The sequence below is a fragment of the Pseudomonas bananamidigenes genome (assembly GCF_001679645.1).
GTDB classification, from domain to species: domain Bacteria; phylum Pseudomonadota; class Gammaproteobacteria; order Pseudomonadales; family Pseudomonadaceae; genus Aquipseudomonas; species Aquipseudomonas bananamidigenes.
The window spans coordinates 1-16,181 of the sequence record NZ_LRUN01000075.1 but is presented as its reverse complement, the minus strand read 5'-3'; the positions used below and the strand labels follow the sequence as shown (position 1 = coordinate 16,181).

The 16,181-nt window shown below is 59.3% G+C and carries 14 protein-coding genes and 1 tRNA gene; 8 read left to right on the top strand and 7 right to left on the bottom strand.

The genetic code is table 11. The features are described 5' to 3' along the window. Positions 1-75 precede the first annotated feature (75 nt). The gene (locus BBF94_RS23130) at positions 76-504 is read left to right on the top strand and encodes a hypothetical protein (RefSeq protein ID WP_065261281.1); all 429 of its coding nucleotides are present in this window, start codon (positions 76-78) and stop codon (positions 502-504) included. A 37-nt stretch (positions 505-541) separates the two neighbouring features. Here BBF94_RS23130 and BBF94_RS23125 read toward each other — a convergent pair whose 3' ends face one another. From BBF94_RS23125 to BBF94_RS23115, 3 genes are all read right to left on the bottom strand, one after another. Beyond that, positions 542-1,168: a DUF3885 domain-containing protein gene (locus BBF94_RS23125; protein ID WP_065261280.1), complete on the bottom strand. Its 627-nt coding sequence runs from the start codon at positions 1,166-1,168 to the stop codon at positions 542-544. Between the two features lie 46 nt (positions 1,169-1,214). Beyond that, positions 1,215-1,487 carry a hypothetical protein gene (locus tag BBF94_RS23120; RefSeq protein ID WP_065261279.1) on the bottom strand — a complete coding sequence of 91 codons (273 nt, stop codon included), beginning with the start codon at positions 1,485-1,487 and terminating at the stop codon, positions 1,215-1,217. Positions 1,488-1,551: 64 nt separating this feature from the next. Further along, complete coding sequence (locus BBF94_RS23115; RefSeq protein WP_065261278.1) at positions 1,552-2,322, bottom strand: AraC family transcriptional regulator; 771 nt, start codon at positions 2,320-2,322, stop codon at positions 1,552-1,554. Between the two features lie 235 nt (positions 2,323-2,557). On the opposite strand from BBF94_RS23115, the gene BBF94_RS23110 reads away from it, so the two are divergent. The 5 genes from BBF94_RS23110 to BBF94_RS23090 all read left to right on the top strand — a co-directional run bounded on the left by BBF94_RS23110 (position 2,558) and on the right by BBF94_RS23090 (position 9,050). Beyond that, on the top strand, positions 2,558-4,189 hold the full coding sequence (locus BBF94_RS23110) for an APC family permease (protein WP_065261277.1): 1,632 nt from the start codon (positions 2,558-2,560) through the stop codon (positions 4,187-4,189). Positions 4,190-4,211: 22 nt separating this feature from the next. Beyond that, positions 4,212-5,138: a 4-hydroxyproline epimerase gene (locus tag BBF94_RS23105; RefSeq protein ID WP_065261276.1), complete on the top strand. Its 927-nt coding sequence runs from the start codon at positions 4,212-4,214 to the stop codon at positions 5,136-5,138. A gap of 55 nt (positions 5,139-5,193) precedes the next feature. After that, the gene (locus BBF94_RS23100; protein WP_065261275.1) at positions 5,194-6,141 is read left to right on the top strand and encodes a dihydrodipicolinate synthase family protein; all 948 of its coding nucleotides are present in this window, start codon (positions 5,194-5,196) and stop codon (positions 6,139-6,141) included. 64 nt (positions 6,142-6,205) lie between these two features. After that, positions 6,206-7,783 (top strand): aldehyde dehydrogenase (NADP(+)), encoded by a 1,578-nt coding sequence (locus tag BBF94_RS23095; RefSeq protein ID WP_065261274.1) that lies wholly within the window; start codon positions 6,206-6,208, stop codon positions 7,781-7,783. A 4-nt stretch (positions 7,784-7,787) separates the two neighbouring features. Continuing rightward, positions 7,788-9,050, top strand: a complete 1,263-nt coding sequence (locus BBF94_RS23090; RefSeq protein ID WP_141676619.1) for an NAD(P)/FAD-dependent oxidoreductase — start codon at positions 7,788-7,790, stop codon at positions 9,048-9,050. A 61-nt stretch (positions 9,051-9,111) separates the two neighbouring features. On the opposite strand, the gene BBF94_RS23085 is transcribed toward BBF94_RS23090, so the two are convergent. From BBF94_RS23085 to BBF94_RS23075, 3 genes are all read right to left on the bottom strand, one after another. Continuing rightward, positions 9,112-11,388: a hypothetical protein gene (locus tag BBF94_RS23085; protein ID WP_065261272.1), complete on the bottom strand. Its 2,277-nt coding sequence runs from the start codon at positions 11,386-11,388 to the stop codon at positions 9,112-9,114. Between the two features lie 24 nt (positions 11,389-11,412). Next, positions 11,413-11,487: transfer RNA gene (locus tag BBF94_RS23080), tRNA-Arg, on the bottom strand. Positions 11,488-11,581: 94 nt separating this feature from the next. Then, the gene (locus BBF94_RS23075) at positions 11,582-12,475 is read right to left on the bottom strand and encodes a LysR family transcriptional regulator (RefSeq protein WP_065261271.1); all 894 of its coding nucleotides are present in this window, start codon (positions 12,473-12,475) and stop codon (positions 11,582-11,584) included. A gap of 126 nt (positions 12,476-12,601) precedes the next feature. Between BBF94_RS23075 and BBF94_RS23070 the strand changes: the two genes are divergently transcribed. Beyond that, entirely contained in the window at positions 12,602-13,591 is a 990-nt protein-coding gene (locus BBF94_RS23070) for a zinc-dependent alcohol dehydrogenase family protein (RefSeq protein WP_065261270.1), read from the top strand. Positions 13,592-13,667: 76 nt separating this feature from the next. Here BBF94_RS23070 and ycaC read toward each other — a convergent pair whose 3' ends face one another. Next, a complete protein-coding gene (gene ycaC / locus BBF94_RS23065) occupies positions 13,668-14,300 on the bottom strand; it encodes an isochorismate family cysteine hydrolase YcaC (RefSeq protein WP_065261269.1) in 633 nt (210 codons plus the stop codon). Between the two features lie 214 nt (positions 14,301-14,514). On the opposite strand from ycaC, the gene BBF94_RS23060 reads away from it, so the two are divergent. After that, on the top strand, positions 14,515-16,062 hold the full coding sequence (locus BBF94_RS23060) for a sensor domain-containing diguanylate cyclase (protein ID WP_065261268.1): 1,548 nt from the start codon (positions 14,515-14,517) through the stop codon (positions 16,060-16,062). Positions 16,063-16,181: the final 119 nt, after the last annotated feature.

Here is a 16,181-nt window from a genome sequence, read left to right as displayed (position 1 = left end):
ATGGTGATTTTGTTTTTTGTCAGGTAAACAGGCGTCTGAGTTTCTGGACTGTAATCAAACAAAGGAGATGCAGGGATGGCCGAAGCAGTATTGAAGTCGAAGATGGCCAACTTTCTGGTGACCGACGCCGAAGTGAACTACGAGGACGTGGGCGAATTCTACGAGGTCGTCGGCAGCGGAAATGTCGGCGTGCTGGCCGGCGTGCTCGAGGGGTTCAGAAATCACTACAGCGGGTTATGGGTAGGCGGGAAAGTGACCGTGACCCAGAACGCTGTTCACTTGAACGCCAATGCCATGAACCGCATGGCTCAGGACGGGACACTGGACGTCGAACTGCCCATGACATCGATCCGCAAGGTCACCGTCGAAGGTGGCTTCGTGACGAAGATCGTCCGTCTCGATACCGACGCCTACAGTGTCAAATTCCGCTGCTTCGGTGCCAAGGACGTTGCCTCACTGATCGCCAAGCAGGCTCTTTCTCAATCGTTGAAACGCGCACGCTGATAAGGCACGGGCCTGAATGCCCGGGTTGGACCCAGGCTCAGAAGAAGCCCGCGAAGTCAGCATCCATCGCTGGCCGGTCGTAATCGAGAAGATACGCATGATGCCGGTGGTACAGCCTTGAAAGCAGATCCTTGTTGGGCCCGACCACGTCCATCCCTCGGTCGTCGTAAGGGAAAACCATCACTCCGGCCTTCAGGTTGAACAGGTAGATCGCGCAGCGTGGATTCGGCGCGATCGCACCAAAATCCGTGGCCAGTGCGCACCAGAGCAATGCCTGAAGCATCCTTGCGGGCACTTCGAAAGCGAGGTTGATCCAGTACTCGGGCTCGCTTTCGCAGAACCAGTCGTCCGGATCGGTGCGTTCACTCCAGATCGAGCGTTCTGCGGGTATCTCGATACCTGCAGATCGAACGGACTGAAGCAACGCTCGATGGGCAAATCGCTGGCCGCCGGAGTGAAAGCGCAGGCACGTCACCAGCGTGGGCTCGTCACTGAAAATGTCGGTGCAGATCTCGGTCGATTTTCGCAAGGCCAACAGGAACTGTTCGATCATTCCTCCGGTTTCGGAGAGTTCGAAACGCAGTCCTCCCGGGCGGGAATAAAACAGGGGCCTTGCGAAGGCCTGGTCGGTAAAAATCCGCTCGATTTCAAGATGAAGATTCACTGAAGTCCTTTTCGGTCGATGTGGCGTGGGCGGCTATACCGCCCTGTTAATTTTTGCACTTGGCCAACACCACCTGACAAGTACCGGGCGTTCCGCCGGAGCGGCTGGCGTAGCGCATGCAGTTATCCATTGATTTTTTCTGTGCCTGGCCCAGGGTCTGTCCCCAGGCCAGGCCACCCTCGCCCATGGTCGGCACCGCTTTGGCATAGCAGCGATCACCCACGGTAGCGTATCGAGCCTTGCTGGAGCAAGCCGTCGTCAACGTCAGCATGATCGCGCAAAGAAAATACGCGCAATGGCGTATTCGTATCCGGTTCATCTCGTTTTACCTGCGCAACCTGGAACTGACGGGCTCAGTTTATCCGCAATGACCCGAGAACCGCTCATTGCTCCGTCGCCTGCCGGTACTGGCGCGGTGTGAACCCGGTTGAAGCCTTGAACTGCCGGGTGAAGGCGCTGTGGTCGGTATAGCCACACTGCAGGGCGACTTCGGTGATCGGAAGGTCGGTGTGCAGCAAGCGATGGGCATGTTCCAGCCGTACTTTCTGGATCATCTGCCGAGGCGTCAGGTGGAACACGCGCTTGCAGTAACGCTCCAGTTGCGCCACCGAAATGCCGGCGATCCGGGTCAGTTCGCCCAGCGTCACCCGACGATTGAAATGCGCGCGGATGTGCTCGTCGACGGCGGCCAGACGCTCGAAGGCTGGATGGGTTTCACTGGCTGATTGCAGGTCCACCGAAATGCCCGCCAGACCGATGATCGCGCCGTCACGGTTGTACAGCGGTCGCTTATGGGTCAGGCACCAGCCCGGTTCGCGACTGCCGTACAGATGCAGTTCCAGTTGATCCTCCAGCACCCACCCATCTTCCAGCACCCGGCGATCCTGTTCGGTGTAGCCCGGTCCGAGTTGCGCCGGGAACACCTGCGCGCTGGTTTTGCCGAGTAACGGTTTCAGGTCTTTCAACCCACAGCGCTGCACCAGCGTGCGATTGGCCAGGACGTAACGCGCTTGCGGATCCTTGATGAAAATCACCGCGTTCGGAATCACGTCCAGCATCGGCAACAGCGCGGCAACGCCCGCCACCAAGGCTTCGAGGGTCTGGGGGCGATTGCGCTCATCGCCTTCGCACAGGATCGCAAATGCGTTCTGCATCGTCGGTGTCTTCCTTCGCGGTGGGGTCGGCCAATGGCCCGCCATGCGGCGTTCGCATGCAGAGTGCAGCAACGCCCACGGCCTGTCGAGGCCAGTCATCTCTCATCGCAATTGTGCCGATTTCGTCATCCAGGCTTGCGCAAAGCATCAATCACGCAGCTGCCGATGAGTTCAATCTTGGCCCGTCCCAGTGACACACACCTGCCTATCCAATAACTCACAAGAAGGCGACGCCATGTCAGGCCAAGGCAAGTTCAAAAAACAGCTTTCATTGATCGATCTCACGTTTATCGGACTCGGAGCGATCTTCGGTTCGGGGTGGCTGTTCGCGGCCAGTCACGTTTCTGCGATTGCCGGGCCGGCGGGGATATTTTCCTGGCTGCTGGGCGGTTTCGCCGTGTTGCTGCTGGGCATCGTCTACTGCGAACTGGGCGCTGCCCTGCCCCGGGCCGGCGGTGTGGTGCGTTACCCGGTCTACAGCCACGGGCCACTGCTCGGTTATCTGATGGGCTTTATCACGCTGATCGCGTTTTCCAGTCTGGTGGCGATCGAGGTGGTCGCTTCGCGCCAATATGCGGCGGCGTGGTTTCCCGGCCTGACCCAGCCCGGCAGCGGCGATCCGACGGTGTTGGGCTGGCTGGTGCAGTTCGCTCTTCTGTGTGTGTTCTTCCTGCTCAACTATCGCAGCGTGAAAACCTTTGCCAAGGCCAACAATCTGGTGAGCGTGTTCAAGTTCATCGTGCCGCTGCTGGTGATCGGTGTGCTGTTCACCTTCTTCAAACCGCAGAACTTCCAGGTTCAGGGCTTCGCTCCTTTCGGGCTCTCGGGAATCGAGATGGCGGTTTCCGCCGGTGGTGTGATTTTCGCCTACCTCGGCCTGACCCCGATCATCTCGGTGGCCAGCGAAGTGAAAAACCCCCAGCGCACGATTCCGATTGCACTGATCCTGTCGGTGCTGCTGTCCACCGCGATCTATGTGTTGCTGCAAACGGCGTTCCTCGGCGGCATCCCCACTGAACTGCTCGCCAATGGCTGGGCCGGGGTTTCCAAGGAATTCGCTCTGCCCTATCGCGACATCGCCCTGGCGCTCGGCGTGGGCTGGCTGGCCTATCTGGTGGTGGCGGACGCGGTGATCTCGCCCAGCGGCTGCGGCAACATCTACATGAACGCCACGCCACGCGTGATCTATGGCTGGGCGCAGACCGGTACCTTCTTCAAGGTTTTCACCCGCATCGATGAGAAGTCCGGCATCCCGCGTCCGGCACTGTGGCTGACCTTCGCCCTGTCGGTGTTCTGGACCCTGCCGTTCCCGTCATGGGAAGCGCTGATCAACGTAGTATCCGCCGCCCTGGTGCTGAGCTATGCCGTGGCGCCGGTGACCGTCGCTGCACTGCGTCGCAATGCGCCGGACATGCCGCGCCCGTTCCGGGTCAAGCGGATGGGCTTGCTGGGACCGGTGTCGTTCATCATCGCCGCGCTGATCGTCTACTGGTCGGGCTGGAACACCGTCTCCTGGCTGCTCGGCCTGCAAATCCTGATGTTTGTCGTGTACCTGCTGTGCGGTCGTTTCGTACCGACCCGGCATCTGAGCCTTGCCCATCAAGTGCGTTCATCCGCGTGGCTGATTGCCTTCTACGCGGTGACCATCGTGCTGTCGAAACTCGGCACTTTCGGTGGTCTCGGCATCCTCGCTCACCCCTTCGACACGCTGGTCGTCGCCGCTTTCGCCACCGGCATTTACTACTGGGGCGCCGCCACGGGTGTACCGGCGCACCTGCTGCGTCTGGAATCCGAAGAGGATGAAAGCGAAGTCGCTTCGACATCCCCGGCCACCGCTGCCAACTCTCGCGCTGCCGGCGCTTATTGAAACCTCTTGAAGGGACACGAACATGAAACGCGTACACGTCATTGATTCCCACACCGGCGGTGAACCCACGCGTCTGGTGATGAAGGGCTTCCCCGATCTGCCCGGCAACACCATGGCCGAAAAGCGCGATGCCCTGCGCAACCGGCACGACCGCTGGCGCCGGGCCTGCCTGCTGGAACCGCGGGGCAACGATGTGCTGGTCGGCGCGTTGTATTGCGAACCGGTGTCGCCAGACGCCACCTGCGGCGTGATTTTCTTCAACAACGCCGGTTACCTGGGCATGTGCGGCCACGGCACCATCGGCCTGATCGCTTCCTTGCAGCATCTGGGGCTGATCGCCCCGGGCGTGCACAAGATCGACACACCGGTCGGCCCCGTCAGCGCCACTTTGCATGAAGACGGTGCTGTGACGTTGGGTAACGTGCCGGCTTATCGATTCCGCAAACAGGTGGCAGTCGAAGTGCCCGGATACGGCCGGTTCCTCGGCGATATCGCCTATGGCGGCAACTGGTTTTTCCTGGTGTCGGAGCACGGTCAGACGCTGACGATGGACAACGTCGAAACCCTGACCGACTTCACCTGGAAAATGCTCAAGGCCCTCGAGGACCAAGGCATCCATGGCGAGGACCGCGCACTCATCGATCATATCGAGCTGTTCGCCGATGACGACCGCGCCGACAGCCGCAACTTCGTCATGTGCCCCGGCAAAGCCTACGACCGCTCGCCGTGCGGCACCGGCACCAGCGCCAAACTCGCCTGCCTGGCCGCCGACGAAAAACTCAAGCCCGGCGAACGCTGGGTGCAAGCGAGCATCACCGGCAGCGAGTTCGAAGGTCGCTTCGAATGGGAAGGTGAACGCGTGCGCCCGTTCATCACCGGCCGTGCCTACATGAGCGCCGACAGCACATTGCTGATCGACGAAGACGATCCCTTCGCGTGGGGCATCTAAGCCGCTGCGCTGCTTTTCCAAACCTTTCTGAATGACCGTTCCAAGGAGAACAATAATGAGCGACAACATCTTCACCGGCTGCATGCCCGCCCTGATGACCCCGTGCACCGCCGCACGCAAACCGGACTTCGATGCGTTGGTGGCCAAGGGTCGCGAGTTGATCGATATCGGCATGAGCGCTGTCGTGTATTGCGGCTCCATGGGTGACTGGCCGCTGCTCACCGAAGCCGAGCGTCAGGAAGGCGTGGCGCGTCTGGTGGCTGCCGGGATTCCGACCATCGTCGGGACTGGCGCCATCAACACCCGTGAAGCGGTGTCTCACGCCGCCCATGCGGCAAAAGTCGGCGCTCAGGGGCTGATGGTGATTCCTCGTGTGCTGTCCCGTGGTGCTTCGCTCGCCGCGCAGAAGGCTCACTTCGCCGCGATTCTGCAAGCTGCGCCGAACCTGCCGGCAGTGATCTACAACAGCCCTTACTACGGTTTCGCCACCCGCGCCGACCTGTTCTTCGAACTGCGTCGCGAGTACCCGAACCTGATCGGCTTCAAGGAGTTCGGCGGTGCCGGCGACCTGCGTTACGCCGCTGAAAACATCACCTCCAAGGACGATGACGTGACGCTGATGGTCGGTGTCGACACCCAGGTCGTACACGGCTTCGTCAACTGCAACGCCACCGGCGCGATTACCGGTATCGGCAACGCCCTGCCCCGTGAGGTGCTGCAACTGGTAGCCCTGAGCAAGCAAGCGGCCAAGGGAGATGCCAAGGCCCGGCGCCAGGCACGGGAGCTGGAGTCGGCGCTGGCGGTGCTGTCGTCCTTCGACGAAGGCACGGATCTGGTGCTGTATTACAAACACCTGATGGTGCTCAACGGCGACAAGGAATACACCCTGCACTTCAACGAAACCGATGCCCTCAGCGATTCCCAGCGACGCTACGCGGAAAACCAGTACGCGCTGTTCCGTCACTGGTACGAAAACTGGTCGGCGGAACAGAACTTCGCCTGAGCCCCGCCTTGTTTCAGCCCGCCGCGCACTTCGGCGGCGGGTCTCCTTTTTTCAGGAAGATGCCATGTCTCTCACGGGCAAACTGCTGATCGGTCAGCAAACCCTCTCGGGCAATCGCGAGGTCTTTCGGGGGATCAACCCGACCACCGATACTCTGCTGGAACCCGCTTACGCCGGCGGCTCCGCCGAGCATGTCGAACAGGCCTGCGCATTGGCCCGGGCCGCATTCGACGGCTATCGGGAAACGTCGCTGGAAAGCCGCGCCGAATTCATCGAAACCATCGCCAACGAGATAGAAGCCCTTGGCGATGAGTTGATTGACCGCGCCATGGCCGAAACCGGCCTGCCCCGCCCTCGCCTGTTGGGCGAGCGCGGGCGCACCTGCCAGCAACTGCGCCTTTTCGCTCGCACCGTAAGGGCCGGCGAATGGCTGGGTGTGCGAATCGACAGTGCACAACCACAGCGCCAGCCAATGCCGCGTTCGGACCTGCGCCAACGCCAGATTGCCCTGGGTCCGGTGGCGGTGTTCGGCGCGAGCAATTTTCCACTGGCGTTTTCCGTCGCCGGCGGCGATACCGCCTCGGCACTCGCCGCCGGTTGCCCGGTCATCGTCAAGGCCCATGGCGCACATCCCGGCACCAGCGAACTGGTCGGTCGCGCTGTGGCTCGGGCCGTCAAGGCGTGCGGTCTGCCAGAGGGCGTATTCTCGTTGCTGTACGGTTCCGGACATGAGGTCGGCATTGCGCTGGTCAGCGATCCACGCATCAAAGCCGTGGGCTTCACTGGCTCGCGCAGCGGCGGACTCGCTTTGATCAAAGCGGCCCAGGCTCGCCCCGAACCGATTCCGGTGTATGCGGAAATGAGTTCGATCAACCCGGTGTTGCTGTTTCCTGCTGCGCTGCGCCATCGGCCGCAAGCGCTGGCCGAAGGTTTTGTCGCTTCGCTCACGCTGGGTGCCGGCCAATTCTGCACCAATCCCGGACTGGTGATTGCACTCAAGGGACCGGCACTGGATACCTTCGTCACCGCTGCGACCGAACTTGCCCAGCGCAGCCCGGCCCAGACCATGCTCACGCCCGGCATTTTCGATGCCTATGAATCCAGCGTGAATGCACTGGCGGAAAATCCACGCGCACGTCTTGCAGCCGTCGGTCAAAGAGCTGCCGGTCCGAATCAGGGGCAGGCACATGTTTTCGTCACCGACGCGGCGGATTTTCTCGCCGATGCCGCGCTGCAAGCCGAAACCTTTGGTGCGACGTCCCTGATCGTGGAATGCGCCGAACACGATGACGTCCGTCAGGTGCTGGAACATCTGGAAGGTCAACTGACCGCTACCCTGCATCTGGATGACGAGGATCTGGATCAGGCCCGCGCTCTGCTGCCAACGCTGGAACGCAAGGCCGGACGCTTGCTGGTCAATGGCTGGCCAACGGGTGTGGAGGTCTGTGATGCGATGGTGCATGGCGGGCCTTTCCCGGCGACTTCCGATGGGCGCACGACATCGGTCGGTACGGCTGCGATCCAGCGTTTTCTGCGCCCGGTCTGTTATCAGGACTTCCCCGACATGTTGCTGCCAGCCGCCCTCAAACAATCCAATCCTCTGTCACTGCGACGCCTGCTCGATGGCCAAAGGGAAGCCTGAAACCATGCCGAACATCACCCATGACATCGCCGTGGTCGGCGCCGGCATCATCGGCGTTGCCTGTGCATGGCGGCTGGCGCAGCAAGGATTGCGGGTCATCGTGGTCGACCCGCAGGAACCCGGCCACGGTGCGTCGTTCGGCAATGCCGGCCACCTGGCGACCGAGCAGGTATTTCCAATTGCCGACCTGTCGATACTCAAGCGCTTGCCGGCCATGCTCATGGACCCGATGGGGCCACTGCGCCTGGACTGGAAATACCTGCCCGGCGCCGTGCCCTGGTTCACTCGGCTGTTGTTGAATCTGCGGCCGGCGCCGTTCCAACGCACAGTAGCGGGCTTGCGTGCGCTCAATGAACACTCGCTCGACGCCTGGCACCGGTTGCTCAATGACATCCAACGTCCCGAGTTGCTGAAAGTGGAAGGCTCGTTGCTGGTCTTTGAACGACCTGATTCGCGACCGGCCATCGAGGCGTTGCAGGCTCGTTTGCTTCAGCAGCGAGTCCCGGTGGATATCTGGTCGGCCAGTGCGGTGCATGACCGCGCGCCGCAACTGAGCGAACGCCTTCAGGGCGGTCTGTTTTTTCCGGACACCGGACACTTCATCGATCCGTACCGGGTGGTGTGTGAACTGGTGAATGCCGCGAAGGCCAGCGGCGTGCAGTTTGTAAAACAACGGGTCGAGGACGGACAAGTGCAGGAGCATGGCGTCAACCTGCTGACCGCTGACGGCACACTGTCGACTCGTCAGGTGCTGATCGCCTGCGGCGCCCACTCGGCAACACTCACCGCGGCACTGACCGGCAAAAAAGTACCGCTCGATACCGAGCGCGGCTATCACCTGACGCTGCCTCACGAACATGACCGACTGCCCTTCCCCGTCACTTCGCTGGAGCGCAAGTTCATCATGACGCCGATGTCCGAGGGGCTGCGCCTGGCCGGGACAGTCGAGTTCGCCGGGCTCGATGCCCCACCGACCATGGCGCGGGCCTGGCAGTTGCATCGTCTGAGCAAGGGCTTGTTCCGCAATGAGCTGAATATCGAAGCCGCCACGTCGTGGATGGGATTCCGGCCATCGCTGCCGGATTCGTTGCCGGTGATTGACCGGGTGTGTGATGGAAAAGTGTTGCTTGCCTTCGGGCATCAGCATCTGGGGCTGACGCAGGCGGCGGTGACAGCGGAGATGGTTGGGGGGATGGTTTCGACAGTAGCGATGGCACGCACTCATGCTCTACCAAGCAAAGCCCCTTACAGGTTGAGCCGATTCTGAAAATGCAGAAAGCCTGCTCACAAGGGCAGGCCTTTCTTTTCTCAGCAGACATTTCAGATGTTCAGGACGGCATCAGCCAATGCCGTTCAGTGGTCCACCCGAGAAAAACCTTGCCCTTCTCACGCTTTTGGCAATCCATGGTCAAGGTGCGACCGGACGCTGCTAGACGGAGTCCGATCATGGCCGGAGTAAACCTTTCACGAAATGCATCGGATTGAGCGGCAAAGTGCACTTCAATGTTTCCAAGCACACTATCCAACCGAGACGGCTCCAGCATCGATAGATAAAAAACCATCTGGCGCCACGCATACGCTGTGTTTTTCAACATCACCAAGCGTGCATGGTATAGCTTGATCTGCATCTGCTGGTGCCTGCATATCCATTTGAAACACAACTCGGCCATTGAGCTCAATCGATCATGCAACAGCTGTTTCAGACCCAAATCATCAAACAGGATTGCCAGGTTTTGCGTGGTCAAAATCTGTTGCTGCTCGATGATCGTGCCGTTGCTCGCTGGACTCCATCTACCGATATCGGCATTCGCCCGCCGCGCGCACAAATCGGCCAGCACACCGCTGTTGCTTCGAGTTTTCCGCTGTTTGGACAGTGCAGCCAACTGCTCTATGTCGATATCGTAATAGCGTGCATAAAGAGACCCGGCAATCAACCGGACTGAACGCTTGGCAGCCTCCATATATTTTCCGGCAAAAGCGCCCGTGAAAATGTCAGCCGCGATCTCTTCTACGAAGGGAAGATCCAGCTTGGCCGACTCAGCAAGTGAGGAAAACTCCTGAAGCAGCTTGTTTGGCAGAATGGCCTGAGGAAACTTAGCAAGCGTCAATGCAGCCGCTTCGACCAAAGCCTGTCTGGCACCTTCAACCGCAAGAACATCGGCGTCGTACTCACTCGCCAGAGCCTTAACCCAAGGCAAATCATCGATTTTCAACTGACGCTGCATGTTCAACAGTAATAAAGAGCGTCGACGCCTGAAAGCACGATAGGTAGCGGCAGATAACGCCCGTAACGCCACGTCTCGATATCCAGCGCTACAGATTTGCGCCGTCATCGCCGGCAACACTTTTGCTACTGTATCTGCGGATGTAATGACGCCATGGTCAATCAATTCAGCAACCGTTCCCTTGCGACAACGTTCGAGACGTCGGCGCACCGAGGGAGGGATCGTCTCACCCGCATTCAATGAGTGAGCCTTTGCCTCTTCGTTGGTGATGGGTTCCAGTAACGGCGCGAAATCAGGGATGCCTTCCGAGACCGGATATCTCGCCAGACGCGCGGAAGCAGCCTTGGCAATCAAATAGTGTGCCGAGGCGGATACGTGATGACGCTGTTGTGCGCGCTTGCTGAAATGTTCTTCGGACTCGGGATGTCCATGCTTGCCTACAAAGTCATCGACAATTCTGCGAATACGCCCAACCTGGCGCCCCGTAAGCGACGCAGGATCAATGGCGCATTGCTTGAGCAATGCCAGCAACTCCGCCACCCGATCACTGGAGTTACCTGCGCGGCGGGGATCAGCCTCAGTGGCGATATCAAATTCTTTACCAAGCACCGAAGCGCGCTCGAACCAGCCTTCAGGGTAATACCTGCAAGGCCAACCATCCTTGTACGTCAGAAGGAAAAGCGAGACAGCTGCGTCGTAGAGAGGCAACCTGCGTTCAACTACATGCTTTTGAACTGTAAGACGAGACTGGGGTGAGAGGACGGACAGGCGCAGGCTGATTTCGCCAGCATTGAAAACCTCAACCTCGGCCATCGGGAGCGGGCGCTCGCTGGCTGCCGCGGGAAAGAAACGCACTCGTTCGAAGAAAGGCACGATCTGCTCGATCAACTTCCTGGCTTCTTCGACTCGTTGTTGCCCCAGAAACCAAGCCACTGTCAGCAACGCAGCCTCTTCCGGTGCATCGATCCGATAGTTTTCCTTCGTCAGTCGCTCTTGCAACGTTCTGACGCCTTCGTCTGAAAGATGCCACCTGTTCAAATCGAGTCGTTCGTAACCCACTCGAATGCCGGGGATCGATGACGCCAATTGACGCTCATGAACGGTCAACTCGCCACCGGCCAGAAGATTGCCCGTTGCAAAGCCGCCAGTGGCCACTTCCAGCGTGATCCATTCTGGCAAGTCGGCAAACGGCGTCCGCGAACCATAGAGTGCACGGCCATGCATCAGGTTTTCGAGAACCTTTTGCCAGCGTTCGATCCGGGCAAGTGCATTCGGACTGGCGTCGTTGTCAAGCGCAGTGAGCGCGCGAGACAGTTGAAAGTGCGCATAACCGGCGTTTATTCCGCCGAGCACATCCGATTCACCCTCAAGCCTGGACATACTTCCTTGTGACCTACTATGTAGTGGGTCCGGGGGCTGGATTCGAACCAGCGCCCACCCGGTTAGGAGCCGAGTGTTCTACCGCTGAACTACCCCGGAACAGAGCGCGCATTGTCGATGAGTAGCGAAAGTATGTGAAGCCCGGACTCAGGGATTTGGGTGCGACAAGTCTCTGATCGTTAAGCATTATCACTCAATGCAGCTCTTGTCCAAACGCTATGCGCACAAAATCAATAAAACTCCTCAATTTCGGAGTCAGCCTCGGATCCGGTGCATACAACAGATTCATCGGCGAAACCGGCACCCTGTACTGCGGTAGCAGACTCAGCAGTGTGCCGCTCCTCAGCGAGTCCTTGACCAGTTCCAGCGGCAGCATCACCACCCCAAGCCCTGCCACTGCTCCGGACAGCAAAGGGTCACCCTGATTAATCGTCAATCGGCTTTTAATCGGCACGTCGATCACCCCTTCCGGGCCTTCGAGTCGCCAGTGTGAGCGGCCATCCGAATAGGCAAACGCCAGGCATTCATGTTCCTGAAGATCCCAGGGCGTGGTGATGGGTGGGCGACGTGCGAGGTAGGACGGCGCCGCGCACAGCACCATGTGATAGGGCATCAGCGGCAATGCCTTGAGGCCGCTGTCTGCGAGCTCGCCGATGCGGAACACCACGTCGTATCCACCGTCCACCAGATCGACCAGTTCGTTCGACAGCGTCAGATCCACCGAAACCTGCGGATAGCGAACCATGTACTCCAGCAGCTTTGGCGACAGCGTACTGACGCCGAACGTGACGGGTGCATTGATGCGCAACCGGCCACTGGGTACGCCACGGGTCACGGCGGCCATTTCTTCGGCGGCCTCCATGTCAGCCAGAATCATCTTCGCCCGCTGATAGAACGTACGGCCAAAATCCGTAAGGCTTTGCTTGCGGGTGGTGCGGTTGAGCAGCGAAACACCCAGGTGCTGCTCCAGCATCTTCACCTGTTTACCAACCATTTGCGGGGACAGATTGAGCTCATCTGCCACCGCGCTGAAGGACCCCAGCTCTACCGCTTTGACGAACGTGGACATGAGTGTGAGTCGATCCATTGGAAACTCGTTGTTTCTAGTGTTGCACCATCGTAGGCCTTTATCGGCGGCAGGCCAAAGCCTAAATTGGCGTCCATGGCACCGATTACACTGGTGCAATTTCATCGATAACCGAGGAAGCTACCCATGGCACGCATTGTCAGGATTCATGAATACGGTGACGCGAGCGTCCTGAAACTGGAAAACGTTGATGTCCCGGCACCTGCGGCGGACGAAGTGCAGATCGAGGTCAAAGCCTTCGGCCTGAATCGGGCAGAAGTGATGTTTCGCAATCACGCTTATCTGCAGGAAGCGGAGTTCCCGAGTCGCCTCGGTTACGAAGCGGCCGGTGTCGTGGTCGCCGTTGGTGCCCATGTCAGCGAGTTCAAGGCCGGTGATGCGGTCAGCGTCATTCCACCGCTGGACATTGCACGCTGGGGCACCTACGGCGAACTGGCCAACGTGCCCGCAAGCCTGACCGTCAAGCATCCCTCGAATCTGTCCTTCGAACAGGCCGCCGCCTCCTGGATGCAATATGTCACCGCCTGGGGAGCACTGGTCGAACAAGCGAAACTTCAGAAAAACGACTTCGTGATCGTGACTGCCGCCTCCAGCAGCGTCGGACTCGCAGCCTTCCAGATTGCCCGGATGGTCGGCGCCACCTCGATTGCCGTGACCCGCACCCGTGCCAAAAAGCAGGCATTGCTGGACGCCGGCGCAGCTCACGTGATCGTCAGCGATGAAGAGGACATGGTGGCAGCGGTCATGGCGTTGACCGACGGCAAGGGCGCACGCGTGGTATTCGATCCGGTGGGCGGCCCCTCGTTCGAGCCGCTGACCCAGAGCATGGCTCGCGGGGGCATCCTGCTGGAGTACGGCGCCTTGAGCCCGGAACCCACACCGTTCCCGTTGTTTACCGTGTTGGGTAAATGCCTGACGCTGAAGGGTTACCTCTACTCGGAAATCGTTTCAGACCCGGCCGTGCTGACACGCGCAAAAACCTTTATTGTCGATGGTCTGGCTTCGGGTGCTCTGCAACCGGTCATTGCCAAGACCTTCACCCTGGATGACATTCAGCAGGCGCATCGCTTCCTTGAAGCCAATCAGCAAGTCGGAAAGGTTGTCGTCACCGTCTGAGGTAGACACCCCTTTTCCGTGTCTGCCGTGAATGACAAAAGCCTGCTTTTCAGCAGGCTTTTGTCTGGGTATGACCTTATTTCTGGTGGGCCGTCAGTGCCGCATAGCCATTCATCAGGTTGCGGTAGTTGGGGATCCGCTGGGACAGCAGATTGCCCAGTCCCTCGATGTCGTTGCGCCAGTCGCGGTGCAGCTCACAGGCTACCGAGAACCAGTTCATCATTTGTGCGCCGGCCTGGGTCATGCGGTTCCACGCCGCTTGTTGCACCGTGGTGTTGAAGGTGCCGGAGGCATCGGTCACCACGAACACGTCAAACCCCTCCGCCAGTGCCGACAGCGTCGGGAACGCAACGCAGACATCGGTCACCACACCGGCAATGATGATCTGCTTGCGACCGGTGGCCTTGATGGCCTTGACGAAATCTTCGTTATCCCACGCGTTGATCTGGCCGGGACGTGCGATATAAGGCGCATCCGGAAACATTTCCTTGAGCTCCGGCACCAGCGGGCCGTTCGGACCTTGCTCGAAGCTGGTGGTGAGGATGGTCGGCAACTCGAAGAACTTCGCCAGGTCGGCCAGAGCCAGTACGTTGTTCTTGAACTCGTTCGGCGAAAAGTCCTGAACCAGAGAAATCAGGCCGGTCTGGTGGTCGACCAGCAGAACGACGGCGTCGTCTTTGTTCAGGCGGTTGTAGGTTGCAGTGCTCATGTTGAATCCCTTTTTAGTTGTGCAAGTTCGGTTGCGTTCAAGATGGGCACAGATTAATGGCCAGGCTGAAAGGGATAAATCGCCTGAAAAGGGTTTCACCGTCAACTGCAAGGAGACAATGACACCAGATTGGGGGGCTGCGCCGAACTTGCTGCCGATCCTTGTCATAATGTTTGCAAGCACTACGTTCAGAACGACATTCAAGGAAAAGTTGATGCTCGGACGCAATTCCCAGGAGCCAACTGCGAACCACGGGCGGCGCAACACAGCTGTGAAGGCCGGCTCGACCTTTCGGCTGACCGTCAGCTTCATGGTGGTGGTCGTCGTGGCTTTTCTGGCAGTAGAGAGCTGGCGAACCTGGCGGGACTATCGTTCAGTGTTTGCTTCCGCTCGCGACTCCGCCACCAACCTCGCTCGTGCCACGGCCCAACACGCCGAAGACACCATTCGCCAGGTCGATGTGCTCACCGCCGGGCTTGCAGAGCGCGTCGAGGGTGACGGCCTGCAGAACCTCGACGTTGCGCGCATTCACAAGCTACTGGTGCAGCAATCGAAAATCATGCCGCAGTTGCATGGCCTGTTCATCTACGGCCCGGATGGCCATTGGATCGTGACCGACAAGGAGGTCACACCGGAAATGGCCAACAACGCCGACCGCGACTACTTCCAGTACCACCGCACACATGATGATCGGCAGGTACGCATCGGCCGGGTGGTCGAAAGCCGCTCCACTCATGATTTGATCATTCCGATCTCCCGACGTTTGAACAATCCTGATGGCTCGTTCGCGGGCGTGCTGCTGGGGACGGTCAAAGTCAGCTATTTTGTGGACTATTACGGCGACTTCCGCATTGATGACAAAGGCGCGCTGGTGCTGGCCATGCGTGACGGCACGATTCTGGTCCGCCGCCCCTTTATCGCATCGGTGGTTGGCAAAAGTCTGGCAAACAGCGAGATTTTCAAGACCTACCTGCCCAGCTCCAACGAGGGCATTGCCCAGATCCGGGCGGTGGTGGATGGCACCGAACGCCTTTATGGCTATCGCGCGTTGACGACCTATCCGCTGGTCGTCGAAGCAGGACTGTCCAAGGACTCCATTACTGCCCCGTGGCGCCGGGACTTGTTGAAAAACGGCTTCGTGCTGATTTTTCTGATTCTGGTACTCGCTTGCTTCGGGCTGATCGTCCTGAACCAGTTGCGTCAGCGAATGGCGATGGAGCGGGAAATCCGTTCCGCTCATCAAGCCATGCGCGACATGGCGCTGACAGACAGCCTTACCGGTCTCGGTAATAGACGACGCCTCGATACCGCATTGGCGGATGAAATCCGTCTGGCTCGTCGCCAGAACTCGCCGTTGTCATTGATCATGCTCGATGTCGACCACTTCAAACGCTACAACGACCATTATGGTCACGCCGCAGGCGACGATTGCCTCAGCGCCGTCGGAAGAGCCATCCAGCAAGCGATCAAACGTCCGGGGGATCTCGCGGTGCGCTACGGTGGAGAGGAGTTTACCGTGCTCCTGCCCAACACTAATAACGCGGGTGCCATTCAAGTCGCCGAGGACATCTTGCAGGCTATCCGATTGCTGGAACTGGAACATACCGGGCATCCTTTGGGCTACGTCACCGCAAGCGCGGGGATTGCCACCCGCCGTCCCGTTGATGAGTCAGTGACGATGGCCATGTTGTTGAAATCGGCGGATATGTGCCTGTATCAAGCGAAGCGCTTGGGACGCAATCGCTGGTGCTCCACGGATTAGCTTGCAGATGGATAACAACTGAGCGCATTACCGATGCGCTCATGACCATCTTTAACGGCTGCCCTGCAGTCGCCCTTTTGCGTCGAGCACTTTCCTGCGTGCAAAACAAAACCCCGACT

Bases quoted from the DNA above. Each gene is read 5' to 3' on its own strand.
- BBF94_RS23130 (WP_065261281.1), top strand. From the start codon at position 76: ATGGCCGAAGCAGTATTGAAGTCGAAGATGGCCAACTTTCTGGTGACC.
- BBF94_RS23120 (WP_065261279.1), bottom strand. From the start codon at position 1,487: ATGAACCGGATACGAATACGCCATTGCGCGTATTTTCTTTGCGCGATC.
- BBF94_RS23115 (WP_065261278.1), bottom strand. From the start codon at position 2,322: ATGCAGAACGCATTTGCGATCCTGTGCGAAGGCGATGAGCGCAATCGC.
- BBF94_RS23110 (WP_065261277.1), top strand. From the start codon at position 2,558: ATGTCAGGCCAAGGCAAGTTCAAAAAACAGCTTTCATTGATCGATCTC.
- BBF94_RS23105 (WP_065261276.1), top strand. From the start codon at position 4,212: ATGAAACGCGTACACGTCATTGATTCCCACACCGGCGGTGAACCCACG.
- BBF94_RS23100 (WP_065261275.1), top strand. From the start codon at position 5,194: ATGAGCGACAACATCTTCACCGGCTGCATGCCCGCCCTGATGACCCCG.
- BBF94_RS23095 (WP_065261274.1), top strand. From the start codon at position 6,206: ATGTCTCTCACGGGCAAACTGCTGATCGGTCAGCAAACCCTCTCGGGC.
- BBF94_RS23090 (WP_141676619.1), top strand. From the start codon at position 7,788: ATGCCGAACATCACCCATGACATCGCCGTGGTCGGCGCCGGCATCATC.
- BBF94_RS23085 (WP_065261272.1), bottom strand. From the start codon at position 11,388: ATGTCCAGGCTTGAGGGTGAATCGGATGTGCTCGGCGGAATAAACGCC.
- BBF94_RS23075 (WP_065261271.1), bottom strand. From the start codon at position 12,475: ATGGATCGACTCACACTCATGTCCACGTTCGTCAAAGCGGTAGAGCTG.
- BBF94_RS23070 (WP_065261270.1), top strand. From the start codon at position 12,602: ATGGCACGCATTGTCAGGATTCATGAATACGGTGACGCGAGCGTCCTG.
- ycaC (WP_065261269.1), bottom strand. From the start codon at position 14,300: ATGAGCACTGCAACCTACAACCGCCTGAACAAAGACGACGCCGTCGTT.
- BBF94_RS23060 (WP_065261268.1), top strand. From the start codon at position 14,515: ATGCTCGGACGCAATTCCCAGGAGCCAACTGCGAACCACGGGCGGCGC.